The organism is Alkalibacterium sp. f15 (assembly GCF_049389645.1).
Classification (GTDB): Bacteria; Bacillota; Bacilli; order Lactobacillales; family Carnobacteriaceae_A; genus Alkalibacterium.
In genome coordinates, this window is record NZ_CP186540.1 from 559,487 (window position 1) to 576,496 (window position 17,010).

Here is a 17,010-nt window from a genome sequence, read left to right on the forward strand (position 1 = left end):
AATTCCATACTGGTTTTTGTCTATTTATTTAAAGCATCTTATTCACTGATCAAATAATTTTTTTCAATATCATCAATAAAATTTATTACCCCTGTATCTATTTGTTTAGTTAACTCAATCAAATTGTCAAAATCAGGATTTTCAACTAATTCAGCTTCAATGATAGATGACATTCCTGTTTCATCAGCTGTTAAGACATATTCTCCCAATGGATACATGCTGAATTTTTTGTGATATTCAGACATTATAGCTCTGTTGTTACCAGAGAGCCACACCTCAAATTGCATTTTATCATGCCTAAAAACCACTATATATTTTAGGCTTTTCCGCTTTACCAACTTGGTTGTGAGTGAAAAAAATGTCAGATCCATATAACCTTGATAAAGATTTACTGAAACGTCATACTCTGGATGATTCTCTTTAAAGTGCTTACGTAATAGTTTGATGTATTGCATTAACTCTTTGTATGCTTTTTGTAAGTTCGTTTCGCGCAAAATTTTTCCATATTCCGATAAATGTTCATTAAGAGATTCCATGCCTAGTATACCTCCCTTTAATCTAACATAATTACGATTAGTTACTGATTTCATATCTTAAATGCGTTCTACCTGCTGGAAGTTCAACCACAAGAGTTCTTTCCAATTTGATATCTAAATTTTCAATATTCTCAAAGGGTCTATAGCCATTCTTTAATAGTATAGGCACGATATCTACTTGTAACTCATCGGCCAAATTTGCATTCAAACAAAGTGGTGTAGTTTCTGCACTGCCAATAATCGTAACATCTTTATTCCCCGCTGCAACTTTTGCTTGGTTGATTGCACTCTCAAGTCCATCGGTAACAAAGGTAATAGTAAATTTATCGTTTTCTTTTGGATGTTTTTCAGGTTCCTTATCTGTGAAGACAAATATGGGTACTTGAAATTCGTAATTATCTGCATACAAATCTGGATCCTCAGCCATTTCAAATTCTTTTTTTGACATGACAACAGAACCCGTCCTTAATATAGATTCCTCCATAAGTTCCGTTTCTTTGAGAGGTTTCATGTCTGTATATAATGGGGTGAAACTCCCCTCAAGGTCCTCTGCAAAGCCATCCAAAGATAGTGTTAAACCTAAGATGATTTTTCCCATCTGAATCCTCCTGGAATTATAAATTTATAGTTAATAATTGAAATTAATATTGCCAAGATATTTATGTTCTAATTGAGCGATTATAGTTATCACATACGCTTTTCGGTTACTCATATTATGCAAAATAATAACGCACCTAATACGTTTAAATCAACTGGGAGATTCTCCGGAAAACGGGGACTACCTAACCGTTCGTTTAAGCCATCAATAGTATCTTTTATGACCTCGTTACGAAATAGTTGAATAATATCAGCATCCAGTTATGAATAACCTCTATTATAATCATTGTTAAAAGATTTCACGAGTTTCTCCACCTTTACTTTTACATGACATTAAACGGTTATTACACGTTTAATCATTGTATTTTCCAATTAAATCGTCGTATTATTAGACATTTAGTATACAATTTTTTTGAGCTATTCTCTAAATTTAACTCCTCAACTTTTTAATCTGTTTATTATATCCTTCTAAAAAAATTTGGCTTCGCATGCAAAAAAAAGACCTTTCCGCTGATAGGAAACGTCTTTTTTCTTCATTTTTTTCTAATTTAAATAAATTACTGATAAGTAACCAGTCCCGGTTGCGGATCTAGATCTAAAACCTGTTCAGGAGTCATCAACGGATCATCGTAATGAACCCCTGGCTCGTCTGAATAATGATACCACAGTTTAAAACCTTTATACGGTATATTTGTGGTCTCTGCATGTCTATCATGGATTATTCTTTTCCCTTCAGGAGAACCCCATCCGGATGTATTTTGCACGAGTAGCACCGGATCGTAATCACTGGTTATGTCCCCACTTTCACGAATCATCTCTTCAGTGAATTGATGGAAAACAAACTGCTTTGTACCCTGAATCTCATTGGAAACGATATAGTCACGCATGGTTTCTTGAACTTCATTGATTTCAGTGCCAGTTAAATGCCCCACTTCCTGCATCGGTCTGTCCGTGCGCCACTCTGGATCAAGAGCCAGGTGAACATTGGGATATCTTAAAAAGGGGGCGAGTTCATTCATTGCATCGACTGGTAAATGTTTTCCTATCTGATTATCAAGGTAGACCAGTACGCCGCTCTGATAAGCCGCCTCGATATATGACATCACAAGATCGTAATTCATCTTGTGTATCTCTCCTCCGGGCTGCACCGTTCCGTAGACAAGGAAGAGTGCCGGTATGGCACCTTTGCTTTCATCTACAGCATCATAACTGTCGGTGGTCTCATTTAAAAGGGATATAAGTTCTGGTATCGGATGACGGCCAACGATTCCCATTACTTCTGAATTGGGATGCCCGTAATAAGCCACAACTGTATTATCTTCAAAGAGAGTAGGAGAAGTGAAATACTCATTCATTTCCTCATCCTCAAAAATATCGGGTGAGGAATGCAATTCATTATTGTCGGCAACAGTAAATTCAGACGAAATCCATCCTTCATTATTCTCTGAATTCTGATAATTGATTTTATACCAAGTTGTTTCTTCACTTTCATTTTCTTCGAGAACTTCTACTTCACTCCCTCTATCCAGACTTCCTAGTATCTCGCTCTGGACACTACTCTCTTCTCTGACACTCAACCTGTCGGCACTGACATACACGAAACCTTCTTGGTTCCCAAAAATCGTCGACTTACTTTCTTCTTCATTATTTTCTTTTTGTTCCTCGTTCTGCATCAATTCCGGTGCTGTACCCTGTTCATTACATCCTGCTAAACCAACAGTAGCTATTAAAAATAAAGCTAATGCGTTTAAATGTGTTTTCTTTATCATCTTACCTATCCTATCCGCCATTTAGTCTGGCATTATACTATGTGCAACCTTCTGTCTTTAAATAATAATCTGCTTTATTTAAAAACCATTACTATTATCATGTTTTTTGAAATTTATTCTACACAGCTAGTTTTTTATTTTTAATGTGATTCCCTTTGTTGCAAAACCCTCTAATTGTGACAAATAGTTGATGAATCGAATCTTTCTCTGCCATCCATGATTCTATTCCTCCTTCGAATTAAATGCCGTCTTTATGCCTCTTTTTCTGTATTTCCTTCGACATTCCGTTTTTTTTCCTTCTTCTCAGGTAGATGATGACATTTGTCAGAAGATTCCCTATCATAAAGGTTGCCACCATTAGAGTCAGGATGACATATCCAAGTTCTTCAAATCCCTCCATGTTTTCAGTCTCTATCCTAAAGGTAACATACGTGATAACAAGTACCCCAATCATGCTTGGGACATACCATACCCATTTCTTATTAAAGAATTTTGAAAGCAAAAAGGATATCGCTGCACCTCCAGTCATAAGAACCAATATTAACAGTGCGACTCTATCCATGTCTATACACTCCTTTTGATTTCTTATATGTAACTCCTGAATCATTATAATCAAAAAAAAATAAAAAAGCATGTAATAGCATAGTCGTAAACAATCAATTCTAAGCAAACTAAGATATTGTATAAATAAAAAAGTAACCTTCTTTCAATTTAATGAAAGAAGATTACTTTTTCTAAAAAGAAACAATTAGTTCTTTAAAAATATCACTGTTGAGTCAATATAATTATCTTTACTCAAATTGTAATTGAAAATATTCTGGAACGATCTGGGGAACTTTTCGGTCTAATATATGTAAAACAAGTTTGGAAACAAGTATACCTGGCCCTAATGCCTGCCCTACGCTGATTGTTGGTATGGCACGGTCTTCAATCCAGGTTGCTATTTTTTCTTCTGTTACGTAATCAGGAAGTTTTTGAGTATATTTCGAAGGCGGAAATGCTTGACCTTGTAATTCATCAATTGTTTTATTCTCTGGTATACCAACGTATTCTTCAAGCTTTAATCCCACTGGAGAAAAAGTCATCACGGAAGTGCCGAAACCCAGAGCTACCGCAGTCGTCACAAACAAGTCTTTCTGACGAGCCGCACGATGGAGAGCGACAGATTCAGGAAATGCAAAATAATCAATAGCATCAATTACATAATCCGCTCCATCCACAAAAGATGGTGCATTCATTTCATTCACGCCTTCATGGTAACAGTCGATTTCGATGTCGGGATTAATGGTTAGTAAATGATTTTTTAATGCTTCTGCTTTTTTCTGTCCAACTGTAAGATGTGTTGATGCACATTGTCGATTAATATTAGAAACGTCAAAAACATCCGGATCTGCCAAGATCAATTTACCAACACCCATGCGAGCAAGTAATTCAGCAGAAAAGCCACCTATACAACCACAGCCCGCTATAGCAATCGTTGTCTCGTGAAGTTTCTGAACTTCTTCTTCTGTCATAATACCTAAATTTCGAATAAATTGATCCTTAATCATTATTTTATTCCCTCCAGTAAATTTTCTTCACTTTCCACAAAATACTCATATAAGGTAGGTCGTTTCACCTTTAATGTTGCAAGACATTCTGATAGATTCATAACACATGGAATTGTTTTCGAACCAAGATAAACATTCGGTTCGCCTATGACTTCAAATGGAAATTTAAAGATTCGTTGCATATATCGGTATACTCTCTCATCGATGCAGCAAACCCAGTGTGTAAGACCATTATTTAATGAATAACTTAAAACTGTTCTCATTAGCCCTAATCCCACATCATGTTTCGGCATCTTGGTAAATGCGCTGATTTCTGCATATTTATTATTTTCAAGTCCTGCTAATTTCATTTTTTCAATATCAAAAATATTGAAATGTTTCATAGTTGGAAGATCATCCAATGACATAAAAATGAGTCTAGTAACTCCAACAACTTTTTTTAAATCAGCATTTTGAACAACAAAATAAGTTGAAAAATCTTTGTAAAGATCATTCTCATTTTGTTTAAAAAAACCAACTTCTTTATAACGCTGATGATGCAATGCAATTGCTTCCTTGTTTAAAGCCCCCTCTGCTTTTCCAAAAAAATATTCTTCTTTGACATCCAATTTAGCACACTCCCTGAAAAGGTTTTTGTCACTCTTCTATTAAACGTGAATCAACAATGAATTAAAAGCATTTCCGACATTTTTTTTTTGGTTTATAGTTATTTAACCAAAAAAATGTTAAACTTTTATAGGCTAGTTATTTAAAAAATATAAAAATATAGGATGATAAACAGCATGCATAAAATTGCAACTGAAAAGGAAAAATTATTACAAAAATTAATTATGAACTATCACAAGAATTTGAACAATCAAATTCTAAAAATCTCCCTGATTTACATTATGCTAAGTATCGGTTGGAATTCTATCTTCCAATGGCTTGATCTTCCTTATTCTCGTGCAAATCTTAGTGTGTTATTACTCTGTTTCTCTGTATTATCTATTGTTCTCTTATTCTTTCGTTATACAGATATTTCAAAAAAATTCAAGACTCATGTTGTCTTACTGTTTGTTATATTTGTAGGAATTAGTTTATATTTTGGTTCAGGCTATTCAGAAGCCTGGAGTTATTTCCTGCTAATACCGATTATTAATAGCTTATATGGCGAACGAATGCTGTTGATTTCTTATTCATTATTGGGACTTCTAAGTTTAAGTATTGTTAGTATCGGCTTTCCGATGAACTCGTATTTTCTAGCTGATAATATCGATATTTCTAATCGTATTTTACTTTATATTATCGTGACAACATTTAGCTATCTACTATTATCAAAGCTGAACATGCTTTATGATAAACAAGTTAATACAGTTATTGACTCGATGGAAACAACACTTGAACAAGTCGTCCAAAGCTTTATTGTAGCAATGGAAGCAAAGGATCTGTACACATTTGGACATAGCGAAAGAGTTAGTCAATATGCTGTTGCATTAGCTAAACAGCTTCCTGAATATCAGGATAAACAAAAGCTTAAACACTTACGATTATGCGGACTCCTTCACGATGTTGGCAAAATAAACATTTCTGAACAGATCTTAACAAAGCCAGCAAAATTAACAGATACAGAATATGAAATCATTAAAACCCATACATCTTTCGGAGCACAAATGGTCGAAAAGATAGAAGGATTAAAGGGATTGAAAAATGGTGTCCTTTATCATCATGAACGATGGGATGGAAAAGGATATCCCACAGGGTCAAAAGAAAATGCGATTCCATTAGAGGCTCGAATATTGGCAGTTGCTGACGCTTTCGATGCAATGACCTCGACTAGAGCTTATCGAAATGAGCTTACTACTGAAGAGGCATTTCAAGAATTAGAAGATGGTATAGGCACACAGTTTGATCCTAATTTTTCTCAAGCCCTCGAAGCTGCTAAACTAGAATTCATCAAAATACATTCTGATTTCCATGATCCATTTGATGAATTAGAAAAAATAACCAGCTTTTTATAATAATATCTTGTAAATATTTCTTCTCTCATAATAATACCATTTTATTTCAAAAAAGATATAGGTTTTTATTTAAATAGTATCTAACTTAGTCCTTTATTCCTAATTCCATGAAACATCTGGCATAATAATGTAGTTAAGATCCATAACTCGGTTTAGGGGGAAAAATTCTATAACAAATGGCGTTAATGAGTTTACTCTCATTAACGCCATTTGTTATAGAACCGAAAAAATCCCCCGAACGATTAGTCCGAGGGATTATATAGCACCTATATATACTTGAAAACCGCTAAATTTATTGATACCAAGTTATTTCAACTATATAAATGCAATTGTCTTCAATATGGAATCTCTACCATTTAATCAATCAAATGATTGGTCAGAACTCAAAGATCATTGCAATAGATTATCGTCTATAGTCACTTTAATTCTATCGATATTACTATCACGACTAAAAATAGTTTGGCTAATTAGAATATCTAAAGTATCCTCATCTTCAAAAATACTTTCTGTACCATCTTTGTAACAAACGATGATTTTCTTTTTACCCTCTAAATAATAGATCACCGGAACAGCACAGAATGTAAATCCTAATGAATTCTCATCTAGCTGGATCGTTTCTGTATCCATAGCATTACTGTTCCTAGGCAGGGACCAGGCTTTCGTCTCATTTAAAAACTCAGACTTTGCTAATAACACTGGTTTAAATTGAACACGTCCTTCCTCTACCTTGACTCCTAACTCACCTAGTCGAGAGATAAAGTCTTCTTTGACCTGTCCAGTCATACCTGGTTGTTGAACACCTGCAAATCCCGGAGTATGTGAATATGCCTCTGTCGGAAATGCTCCGTATTGTTCTGGTGATTTGTCTAGTCCTATGCCGGCCTTGATAGCTTCATAGTACTCCATAAGGCCCCTAGCTTCTCCGTTCATACCCTTTTGACTATAGATGTCCTGAAAGTTTTCTTGTGTCGTAAGGACTAGTTTTGATACCATGTGCCAGTAAATAGAGCCTAAACCTTCATACTTATAAAAAGTGCCGGAGCGTCCTGTAAATGCATGATGGTTAAACAAATCAGAGAAGATTTCTTTAACGACTTTAATGTCTAGATCCTTATACTCTTCTGTGGCTTTCAGCGCTTCTTCGATCTCATCACCGTTTCTGAATCGACCGTTAAAGTGGTAATTCCCGTTAATATCTTTTTCAATATACCTTGTGCGATTCTGATTCAATTCTTCTTTTAAAATAGTTGATGACATAACTGCTTCTTCAGGAACCACGTTTTTATCTAGGAATTTAGGCAGTTCACGATTTGGATAGAGCATATAGCTGTTTTGGTCTTCACGATAAATAGAACTATTTTTAAGCGCCTCTAAAACGGAAATGGTTTCTTTTCCATCCAAAGCCCTTGAACCTAGGACAGCAACCTGACCTTCCAACATCTCATAAAGATTTGATACGCTACAGCTTTCCTTATCGAATCGGATAAGATTGTACGAGTGGTATAAACCGTCTTCACGTTTATTCTTTTTAATTGAATCTTGTAAATGACTCATTGAAACCTCAATAAATTCTTCAAGGGATTCTATAGAAAGTCCCGCTTTATTTCCAGAAAAACCTTTGTCATAAAAGGTATTTCTATAGTTTTCACCAATCTCACCTAAAGCTTTTACAATCTCAAAACGCGTGTCATCAGACATTTCACTGCCTAGATACTGTTTGCTATCTTTCAATACCGCCGCTGTATCCTTAAACATCTGAAGCACTTCAACCGAAATCTTGATAGAGTCCTCTTCAATTTCCTTAACAAGTTGACTCATATAGACCTGGAAACGGTGCATATAATTCAGAGTAACCATGGACAATCCATTCCCGACAAGAGCATTGTTGGCATCATTCCACTCTGGACGTTGTGTATTCATCCAAATACCACCCTCAGGCACATAGTTAGAAAACTTAGCCAGCAGAGTAACCAAAAGTTTTTCCATTAAGTTAACTTTGTATATTTCGTCCTTGTTGAACACTAGCTTGCCATCTGATCCAACATTTGCGGTTCTGCTCTTGATACGATTTTCCTTCTCATCGTCATAAACAATGCTGTCTCTCGGATCGGTGACTAGCGCATCAAAGCCTTTGATTCTATATGGTATATTCGCATAGACAAAAATATCTCTATGAAGAAGATCCTTTAATTTTTCAGGATTGTAAGCTTTTGATAATTCCATCAGTCTTAAAAGATAAATTATTTGATGATCTCCCCAATACCCAATGTTTGACCACGGATCTTCAGGGTCAAGCTTCTCCCAGTCAATGCCATCTTTCGTAATGCGGTAAGGGTTATAACCGTCTGCTGTTGATGCATTTACGAACTTGGCAATGATACTTTCCGCATACTCAGGATAGGAAATAGACAAAGCTTCCCAGTTTTGAAAAATGTCACGCCAGTTCCCTTCAAACTTAAGCGCTTTACTACCATCATCTTTGGAAACTTCAATATTAAATTTATTCCACGGACGACTTGGATCACCATGTCGTCGACTGAACGTCAGCGGTAAGTATTCAAATACTAAGCGTTCGAAATCCTTGCTGTTAAGTTCTTTTGCCATACTAAGCAGTTCATTATAATTAAATGTTTCAGGCAGTTGGTTCATAAAAATCAGTTGTTTCTCATAGACTTCTTTATTCCAAGTTTTTACAAAAGTTTTGAAATCTTTTCTGTCTATCTCGTAGCCATCTGCATATATTCCTCCACGCATAATATTATAAAGGGTGTTTGAGAAATGCCTATAACTGGCCTTTTCATTGGCCGTTTTTTGGAATCCGTCTGCTTCAAAAACACGTTTTTGAAGATTAAAGTCACCCTTTGATACATCCGCTTCCACCTTGAGGTTAAGCGCTTCATTTTTCGAAATAAATATTTGCAGTTTTTCAATATCTGAAGCACTCTGATTTAGTTCTGCAACGATAAACCAGTCTTTGGACTTGCGTGCCTCTAAGGATACAGAATCTGCGACATAATAAGAACCTCTTCTACCTTTAACATCCATTTCAGTTTGAATCTCTTCATTTTGGGAGAAAGTTTTGATTTGTTGCTCTGACAAGAGATAGCTAGGATTATCCAGTCCCTTTGACCAGACCGTCGTTGCTTTCAATGATTCACTTGGCTCAGCTTTGTCTGTTAAAATCGAACTCAGCGTATAGATACCAATCCCCGCTTTTTTCACTAATTCACTTCGTTTATAGCCGTCAGCAAGTGTACTTTTTGTCGTCTGCAAAAGGGTATTGATTCCGTAAGGTAGGATGTTACGAATACCGTCCAAGACTCTGATTTCTATATCGCTTTCTGCCAAGTTGACCAGCTTAGATTCTTTAATAAATCCGAACAAATCACTGTTCTTCCATGTATAAGTATAACTTACCTCCAGGTCATGGTTGATCTCTTCAAACATGATTTTGTTTCCGGTGGTATTTTTATAAAGGTTTCTTGTAATCTTATATACATTGCTATTATGCAAAGAGAAAGGTTTCCAAAGAAAATTCTTTTCATCTTTAGTGACGATGAATATTGTATGTGATCCGGTTGTTTCAATACTATCATGAATTTTATCATCTGTATCATACGGAAACAGTGCTGACTCCGCATTTTTACGTCCACAAGTCAGTCCACCGGTGCTTGATATAAACATCCAATGATCAGCATCACTTACTACTGTCATAAAGAATGGATTCATTTGATTGTAGTTTTCAATCTTGAAATAAGTCTCTTCATTTACGGTCACCGTTTCCAGCGAAATGTTTTTCGTTACATCCTGCAAAGGTGCATTTCCAAAGTACAAGGTGGATTTATTTTTCATTATATATTCCTTTCTAAATCAATTTTTTTAGGTTATCAAAGTATTACAAAGGGTTAAGCGCTTAATTTTATAAATACAGGCATTTGCAAAAATAAAAGTTTTGAAGATAATAATTATTTCACTCGTTCATGACTCAGTGTCTTGATAAAACTCATACACCCGTTTCCATGATTTCGTCTCATCAGCGTTTAATTCTATAGCGATGAACACTTCCGGACAAACCACATGGGCATGTCCCCATAAGGCAACTTTGGAAGGCTGAAACTCGGATAGTTCTCGAACACCCGCTCCAACTTCACCATGATACACATCCCAGTTGTAAGAGCCGTTTTCTACTTTCCAGTCAATGGTGGCATAGAAATCACTTTCTGGTGTTGCTGGCCAGGTCAAATGGTCCTGAGACCTGACAATAGAACCGGCTGTTACGTCGATTTGATTCATTCTTGGCATCGTCATTTGATAATGCTCACCAATAAATTGATTGTTTATCCCAATGAAATTATGCGAATATTCATTGGTATGTATGGGATACTGGCCAGTATTTGTCAGCCTATAGCTGATGATCAAGCGATTATCTTCAATCGCTACTTCTTTGAGCAAATGATACCCGTAACCACTAGGGCTACTGTTGGCGGTTTCAAAAATTATCGCACTAGCTGCTTCCCTGATTTTGACCTGTGAAGGCTGCACCTCATGAGGTTTAAAAAAGTCATAATCGGTTTCCTGATCTTTTTTCAGTAGACCTACACCGATTTTCGGGAATAACTCTCCCACTTCTATTGCTTCAAACCCAATGGGTAAATCAATCCCAAATTCGTTACAGAATCCCAGTCCCCCTGTGCCTTTACCCGATTCTAATTGCTCGGGAACGCAATAACTGATGCTTCCATCCAGGGTTATTTGACTGATAAAACCGGTCCAATCAAACCTTGATCCATTATATAATTCCCCTGGTTTTTGTATTTCAACTTTCAAACGGTCATTTTCTAAATAAAACACCCTTTACCCTCCTAATCAATTCTCAGTATAGATTAGCTCTTAAAACCTATCTTTTCTAGTGTCCTTATACTGGACAGTAGAAAGGTGAATAGCAGATTTCATCGCTAATTTCCTCTTTGCTTCTCATAGTTATTGGAAACGTCTTGTTAATCAACCTGGAATCTTTTTTCGTTTACGTTAGAACTCAGAAGCTAGCTGATAATACATAACGCCTTCACTTCATAGACTAGCATATTCAGGCCTTCAAATAAAGTGCCCAGTGCGTTATGTTTAAGGAAATATCATTCTATTTGATTTATTTTACAATGAGAATGTCAAGTCAGCAAATATACAGTCGAGCGACCTGTTCAACGTATACATTCCTTTCGCCCATTCACACAGGATTTATTGGAGATGACCTTGATGTTCTGAAAGGTTTACCCCAGGCCCAATTCTTTTTTTCGCTTCCTCAGAGATTCTTCCTGGTCTACAATAGTCTGCGGCCACTCAACGCATTTTCGCAACTCTTCAGGATCATAAACCACGTGCCCTGGCAAACTCTCGGGGAGCTTCAACCAGTGCTTAGCGTAACGTCCTTTCGGATCGTAGCGGATGCCTTGACCCACGACGTTAAAAGCACGCAGTTCACGCATGTCCGTTCCGACGCCTGCCTGGTATGCCCAGTTCCCGTAATTGCTTGCGGGATCGTAATCAATGAGCTGTTCTTCAAAATATCTTGCTCCCCAGAGCCAGTTGACACCAAGATTTTTCGTCAAAAAGCTTGCTACGTTTTGTCTTGCCCGATTACTCATGTAACCTGTGGTATTCAATTCCACCATGGCCGCATCAACCAGTGGATAGCCGGTTTCTCCTTTTTTCCAGGCTTCAAAGTGCCTCAAGTCGTCATACCAGATCAATTCCTTTTCCAACAATCCTCTCTTTAAAAACAAGCGCCCTTGCGTGGCTAGCATGAGCCACTGAAAATACTCACGCCAAAGCAGTTCAAAAAACAACCAGTAGCTGGATTCGTTTCTGCCATGCTCGGCTTCCATCTGCATAATAGTCTGATATACTCTTTTCGGTGATAAACAACCGTTTGCAAGCCAAAAAGAAAGCTTGGAACTGTCATCAAAAGAAAGCAGTCCGTCACGTGTCTGTTTATAAGTGAAGAGACGCTTCGGATCCTTCACATAGGTACTCAGCCGTTCAAGACCTGCCGTTTCTCCACCCTTCACAATACCTACGCTTCCGGGATACATGTCCTTTAACTCTTCAAGAGCCATAGGCATGTTAATCGGTCTCATTTCAGGGTGTTTTCCCGAGGACTCCTGAATCACATCCCGTTCTGCTCCGGTGTATGGGTGGTTTTTTTGGGGAACAAGCAGTTTTGTTTCAAGTTTTTTCCTGAATCGTGTAAACGACATGGGGAATGCTGTCAGTTCGACAGGCAGCTGGTCACGCCTGAACAGCATATGGCCCTCACTCACGTGCCATTTAGTTTCGGGCATCTTTGCCATAACTTTTGACAAGTCCTGGCGTTCCTCAAACCCAGGATGGTCATGCACAAAAACATGCTCGATACGCTGCTCAATCAGCCAGCTCGACATAACCTCTTCGACGTTCCCGTGCACAATAGTCAAGCTGATTCCATAGGCATGCAGAGAAGTTGCCAAATCCTCTAGGCTTTCAATCAAAAAGCGTCGTCTGTTTTCTCCCATCCGCTTCATGTTTAAAGATCGTTCTTCTAATCGCTCATCCCACACAAATACGGCACGCACTTCTCCACCATTATTAACTGTATTCAAAAACGGCTGATGGTCGTGCAGCCTTAAATCGTTTCGAAACCAGATGGCATTCATCTTTATCTACTCCTCTATCCCGCTGTATATGTTTTTTCCACACTTCTCAGAGAATTTATTCGTACTCTGTCATGTTATCAGAGAAGAAAATACTGTGATCACAAGTCTGATAAGTTGTTTTTGCCGTCACTAAGATTCATCTACGAGTAGAGATACACTTTTCATTTATATTGATCACTGATAAATAACAAGTCCCGGTTGCGGATCGAGGTCTAAAACCTGTTCAGGAGTCATCAGTGGATCATCGTAGTGAACCCCGGCTTGGTCTGAAAAATGATACCATAATTTAAAGCCTTTATACGGTATATTTGTTGTTTCTGCATTTCTATCATGGGTTGTTCTTTTCCCGTCAGGAGAACCCCATCCGGAAGTATTATGGACGAGCAGCACTGGATCATAATCACTGGTTATGTCCCCACTCTCACGAATCATCTTTTCGATGAACTGATGGAAGACAAACTGCTTTGTACCCTGAATCTCATTGGAAACGATATAGTCACGCATGGATTCTTGAATTCCATTGATTTCTGTGCCAGTTAGATGTCCGACCTCCTGCATCGGTCTATCCGTGCGCCACTCTGGGTCGAGTGCCAGATGAACATTGGGATATCTCATGAAGGATACAATTTCATTAATAGCGAATGTTGGAGCATGTTTGCCTATCTGATGATCAATATAGACTAGCACGCCACTCTGATAAGCTGCCTCGATATATGACATCACAAGATCATAATCCATCTTGTATATCTCTCCTCCGGGCTGCACCGTTCCATAGACAAGGTAGATTGCCGGTATGGCACCTTTGCTATCATCCACGGCATCATAACTGTCAGTGGTCTCATTTAGAAGGGATATAAGATCAGGTATCGGGTGACGACCAACGATTCCCATTACTTCTGAATTGGGATGCCCGTAATAAGCCACAACTGTATTATCTTCAAAGAGAGTAGGAGAAGTGAAATACTCATTCATTTCCTCATCCTCAAAAATCATGGGTGATGAATGCAATTCATTAATGTCGGCGACAGTAAATTCAGACGAAATCCATCCTTCATTATTCTCTGAATTCTGATAATTGATTTTAAACCAGGTTGTTTCTTCACTTTCAATTTCTTCGAGAACTTTGACTTCGTTTCCTCTAGCCAGACTTCCAAGCGTCTCGCTCTCTTCGCTACTGTTCGCTCGGACACTCAACCTGTCAGCACTGATATACACGAAATCTTCTTGGTTCCCAAAAATCGTCGACTCAATTTCGTCTTCGTTAATTTCTTCTTCTGATTCCTCTGAAATCTCTTCTCCAGCTGTTTCGTCTTGTTCTTCTACTTCACTTTCGTTTTGGTCCTCCTTCTCTACCATTTCCTGTTCCTCAAGATCGCTGACATCTGCCGTTGATGTCTCCTGCTGACCACATCCTGCTAATCCGATAGTAGAAATTAAAATTAATGCTAATGCGTTTATAGACGTTTTGTTTGTCATTTTACCTGCCCTCTCTAACAATAAGGATAATGTAATACATTTGATTACTGCTAATATAGACTGTTTCTCTGTTATATCTTAAAGCTTTTTATTTTATTCAAAAAACTCAACATTTTTACAACATTAGTTAAGTATAGCGCAATTTCCCTTATATCATACCAATTTACCGCTCTCATTGCATTACATATATTCGTTTTAAATAGATTATACTGGATTGAGTAAATTGTTATCAAACAATGCGCAGTTTTTTGTATGAAAAAATTGTTAGTAAAAGGATAATCTTTCATTGTTTGGTAATAGTGCGCATTACCTCTTTAAATAACTCGACATAAGGATACCAAAGAATGAACAACTGTAATGATCTATCTTAACAATATTAGTAAATAATACTTTTTTATCAATTTTTTTTAGCCATGCCAACACTAATTTAATTGGCAGAGGTAAGCAAAATCTATTCTATTATCATGCTACCTTGAACCCAACACTAATAATATAAAAGCCCCTAAAAATAGCATCATACGCTATTTTTAGGGGCTTCAACATTATTATCAAGTTAACAAAGTGGGTTGAGATGGTAGCATTGATGCCTTAAGCTTATTTTTGGACCCGACGTAAACCCGGACCATATCAACTTCAGTCACTTTTAAATAAGTGCGGCTTATCTCGCTGTCATTTTGATTTTATATTTTCTTTATTTTTTATCCAATATCCAAAAACTAGACCAACTATAATTCCTGTAAGATGAGCGACACCACTATCTAATGATTGAGGAATAATAATTGCAGAAATCACGCTAAAGATAACCAGCATAAACACCCACCACTTAGCCTTCGATTTCAATATTACTGTATCAGGACGCATCACTGCAAATGCAGCAACAACTCCCATAACAGCAGCGGAGGCACCCGCTGCAAGCCCTGTTTGTTCAATAACCAGTCCAATAAGAGGAAATGACAGACTACCAATCAGCCCTGCTATCAAGTAAATCATTACTACTATTTTTGCGCTTGTAATCTTTTCTACTCTAGTTCCGAAATAGAAAAGTATTCCCATATTTAAAATTATATGAATGAGCACTTCGTGTGAAAAAAATACAGTAACTAAAGTCCAAGGTTTTTCTAGTATCAAAGTTATCTCAGGATTCAACAGTAAGTTCGCTCCAAAGTTAGGAAATATGTTTAAAACGATAAATACAATTAAATTTATCAATATAATCGCTAATGTCCCTTGTCCATCACGGATGATTCTTTTATACTTCTCCTCCATCTCGTTATTCATCTTCCTTTCTCCTCATTTATAAATAGTAATTCTTTAATTTTTATTCATTGGTTGGTTGTAATAAAATCCTTTATTCGTTCATTGATGACTTCTGTTTCAGCTATTAAGGCGTGACCTCCACTTTCAAAGGATACCAGCACCGAATTGTTAATGTGTTTATCAAGGAATTCTGCATGATTATAGGTTACAAGGAAATCATCCTTGGCATGCACTATTATAGTAGGCACTGATATTGTTCCCATAGCCTCACCAGTGAGGGGTCTAATCTCAGCTTCATAGATGTTTCCTGGGCTCCGGGGGCTCATTGGGTGCATAAAGTCTAGAATATTATCTGCATATTGTTGGTCTTCAGGGCTGAGTTCCTCATATAAATGTTGTGGAATGCCTACCATCTCCGCAAATTGGGAGCGAAACATTTTTAACACTAGCCAAAAGCTGAAATCCGATTTCTGGATAGTGTTTATAACTTTTGTGCTCATAGGAATCTCATCACCCATGAACATGGATACAGATGAAAGCAGAACTAAAACGCTACTCCGATTGGGGTAGTCGTGTGCAAATTGAAGCGCCGATGGTCCGCCGGCAGAAGCACCGAGAATAACCACTTGATCGATTTCAAGGTGATCAAGCAGAGCGGCGTAAATAGCGGCTTGATTCTCTACCGTCGATTCTTCTATGAAAGGAGAGCGCAGATAACCAAACCGTGAAACCGAAACAAACTTATATCCATCCCCGAGAGCTTTCTTGCCGATCAACATTCCCTGGTCATAACCCCCTCCGGCTCCATGAATAAGGAGAGCGGCCGGGCCTTCACCTTCAACCGCATACTCTATCTCACCATATTCTGTTGAGAGAACCACACTTTCCTCAAGCACTCTTTGGCGGGCAACAGACATTTCACCACGGAACTGAACATACAAGAATGTGAACAAGCTTATCAATAGAACCACAACAACCAATATTATTTTTTTCATATTTACACTCCTCTCATATTATAAGTTTAAAGGTAATATGTGAAGTTACTAGTGCTGGGATATTCTCTACTAATGGAGCCGAGGAAGAGGTCCATCGGGAATCTGCTTACTCTCCTTGTAGTCCAACTACAAGGAGAAGACTGT

13 protein-coding genes are annotated in these 17,010 nt (G+C 37.4%); 1 reads left to right on the plus strand and 12 read right to left on the minus strand.

All coding sequences use genetic code 11. From position 1 onward, the window contains the following. Positions 1-38: 38 nt before the first annotated feature. The 6 genes from ACO1PF_RS02875 to ACO1PF_RS02900 all read right to left on the minus strand — a co-directional run bounded on the left by ACO1PF_RS02875 (position 39) and on the right by ACO1PF_RS02900 (position 5,060). A complete protein-coding gene (locus tag ACO1PF_RS02875; RefSeq protein ID WP_423189853.1) occupies positions 39-536 on the minus strand; it encodes a DUF7000 family protein in 498 nt (165 codons plus the stop codon). Positions 537-573: 37 nt separating this feature from the next. Then, positions 574-1,134, minus strand: a complete 561-nt coding sequence (locus ACO1PF_RS02880; RefSeq protein ID WP_423189854.1) for a dihydrofolate reductase family protein — start codon at positions 1,132-1,134, stop codon at positions 574-576. A gap of 556 nt (positions 1,135-1,690) precedes the next feature. Further along, a complete protein-coding gene (locus ACO1PF_RS02885; protein WP_423189855.1) occupies positions 1,691-2,902 on the minus strand; it encodes an SH3 domain-containing protein in 1,212 nt (403 codons plus the stop codon). A gap of 238 nt (positions 2,903-3,140) precedes the next feature. Then, the gene (locus ACO1PF_RS02890) at positions 3,141-3,464 is read right to left on the minus strand and encodes a hypothetical protein (RefSeq protein ID WP_423189856.1); all 324 of its coding nucleotides are present in this window, start codon (positions 3,462-3,464) and stop codon (positions 3,141-3,143) included. 229 nt (positions 3,465-3,693) lie between these two features. Further along, positions 3,694-4,452 (minus strand): ThiF family adenylyltransferase, encoded by a 759-nt coding sequence (locus tag ACO1PF_RS02895; protein WP_423189857.1) that lies wholly within the window; start codon positions 4,450-4,452, stop codon positions 3,694-3,696. Then, positions 4,452-5,060, minus strand: a complete 609-nt coding sequence (locus tag ACO1PF_RS02900; RefSeq protein ID WP_423189858.1) for an N-acyl amino acid synthase FeeM domain-containing protein — start codon at positions 5,058-5,060, stop codon at positions 4,452-4,454. The genes ACO1PF_RS02895 and ACO1PF_RS02900 overlap by 1 nt, the downstream gene beginning before the upstream one ends. A gap of 174 nt (positions 5,061-5,234) precedes the next feature. Between ACO1PF_RS02900 and ACO1PF_RS02905 the strand changes: the two genes are divergently transcribed. Then, positions 5,235-6,449, plus strand: coding sequence for an HD-GYP domain-containing protein (locus ACO1PF_RS02905; RefSeq protein WP_423189859.1), 1,215 nt, complete (start codon positions 5,235-5,237; stop codon positions 6,447-6,449). Between the two features lie 390 nt (positions 6,450-6,839). On the opposite strand, the gene ACO1PF_RS02910 is transcribed toward ACO1PF_RS02905, so the two are convergent. The 6 genes from ACO1PF_RS02910 to ACO1PF_RS02935 form a co-directional block, all read right to left on the minus strand. Beyond that, positions 6,840-10,301: a hypothetical protein gene (locus tag ACO1PF_RS02910; protein ID WP_423189860.1), complete on the minus strand. Its 3,462-nt coding sequence runs from the start codon at positions 10,299-10,301 to the stop codon at positions 6,840-6,842. 126 nt (positions 10,302-10,427) lie between these two features. Continuing rightward, positions 10,428-11,300 (minus strand): hypothetical protein, encoded by an 873-nt coding sequence (locus ACO1PF_RS02915; protein WP_423189861.1) that lies wholly within the window; start codon positions 11,298-11,300, stop codon positions 10,428-10,430. A gap of 416 nt (positions 11,301-11,716) precedes the next feature. Beyond that, positions 11,717-13,138, minus strand: a complete 1,422-nt coding sequence (locus tag ACO1PF_RS02920) for a DASH family cryptochrome (protein ID WP_423189862.1) — start codon at positions 13,136-13,138, stop codon at positions 11,717-11,719. 174 nt (positions 13,139-13,312) lie between these two features. After that, complete coding sequence (locus ACO1PF_RS02925) at positions 13,313-14,614, minus strand: SH3 domain-containing protein (RefSeq protein WP_423189863.1); 1,302 nt, start codon at positions 14,612-14,614, stop codon at positions 13,313-13,315. Positions 14,615-15,283: 669 nt separating this feature from the next. Continuing rightward, the gene (locus tag ACO1PF_RS02930; RefSeq protein ID WP_423189864.1) at positions 15,284-15,892 is read right to left on the minus strand and encodes a rhomboid family intramembrane serine protease; all 609 of its coding nucleotides are present in this window, start codon (positions 15,890-15,892) and stop codon (positions 15,284-15,286) included. Between the two features lie 44 nt (positions 15,893-15,936). Continuing rightward, entirely contained in the window at positions 15,937-16,866 is a 930-nt protein-coding gene (locus ACO1PF_RS02935; protein ID WP_423189865.1) for an alpha/beta fold hydrolase, read from the minus strand. Positions 16,867-17,010 lie beyond the last annotated feature (144 nt).

Bases quoted from the DNA above. Each gene is read 5' to 3' on its own strand.
- ACO1PF_RS02875 (WP_423189853.1), bottom strand. From the start codon at position 536: ATGGAATCTCTTAATGAACATTTATCGGAATATGGAAAAATTTTGCGC.
- ACO1PF_RS02880 (WP_423189854.1), bottom strand. From the start codon at position 1,134: ATGGGAAAAATCATCTTAGGTTTAACACTATCTTTGGATGGCTTTGCA.
- ACO1PF_RS02885 (WP_423189855.1), bottom strand. From the start codon at position 2,902: ATGATAAAGAAAACACATTTAAACGCATTAGCTTTATTTTTAATAGCT.
- ACO1PF_RS02890 (WP_423189856.1), bottom strand. From the start codon at position 3,464: ATGGATAGAGTCGCACTGTTAATATTGGTTCTTATGACTGGAGGTGCA.
- ACO1PF_RS02895 (WP_423189857.1), bottom strand. From the start codon at position 4,452: ATGATTAAGGATCAATTTATTCGAAATTTAGGTATTATGACAGAAGAA.
- ACO1PF_RS02905 (WP_423189859.1), top strand. From the start codon at position 5,235: ATGCATAAAATTGCAACTGAAAAGGAAAAATTATTACAAAAATTAATT.
- ACO1PF_RS02910 (WP_423189860.1), bottom strand. From the start codon at position 10,301: ATGAAAAATAAATCCACCTTGTACTTTGGAAATGCACCTTTGCAGGAT.
- ACO1PF_RS02920 (WP_423189862.1), bottom strand. From the start codon at position 13,138: ATGAATGCCATCTGGTTTCGAAACGATTTAAGGCTGCACGACCATCAG.
- ACO1PF_RS02925 (WP_423189863.1), bottom strand. From the start codon at position 14,614: ATGACAAACAAAACGTCTATAAACGCATTAGCATTAATTTTAATTTCT.
- ACO1PF_RS02930 (WP_423189864.1), bottom strand. From the start codon at position 15,892: ATGAATAACGAGATGGAGGAGAAGTATAAAAGAATCATCCGTGATGGA.
- ACO1PF_RS02935 (WP_423189865.1), bottom strand. From the start codon at position 16,866: ATGAAAAAAATAATATTGGTTGTTGTGGTTCTATTGATAAGCTTGTTC.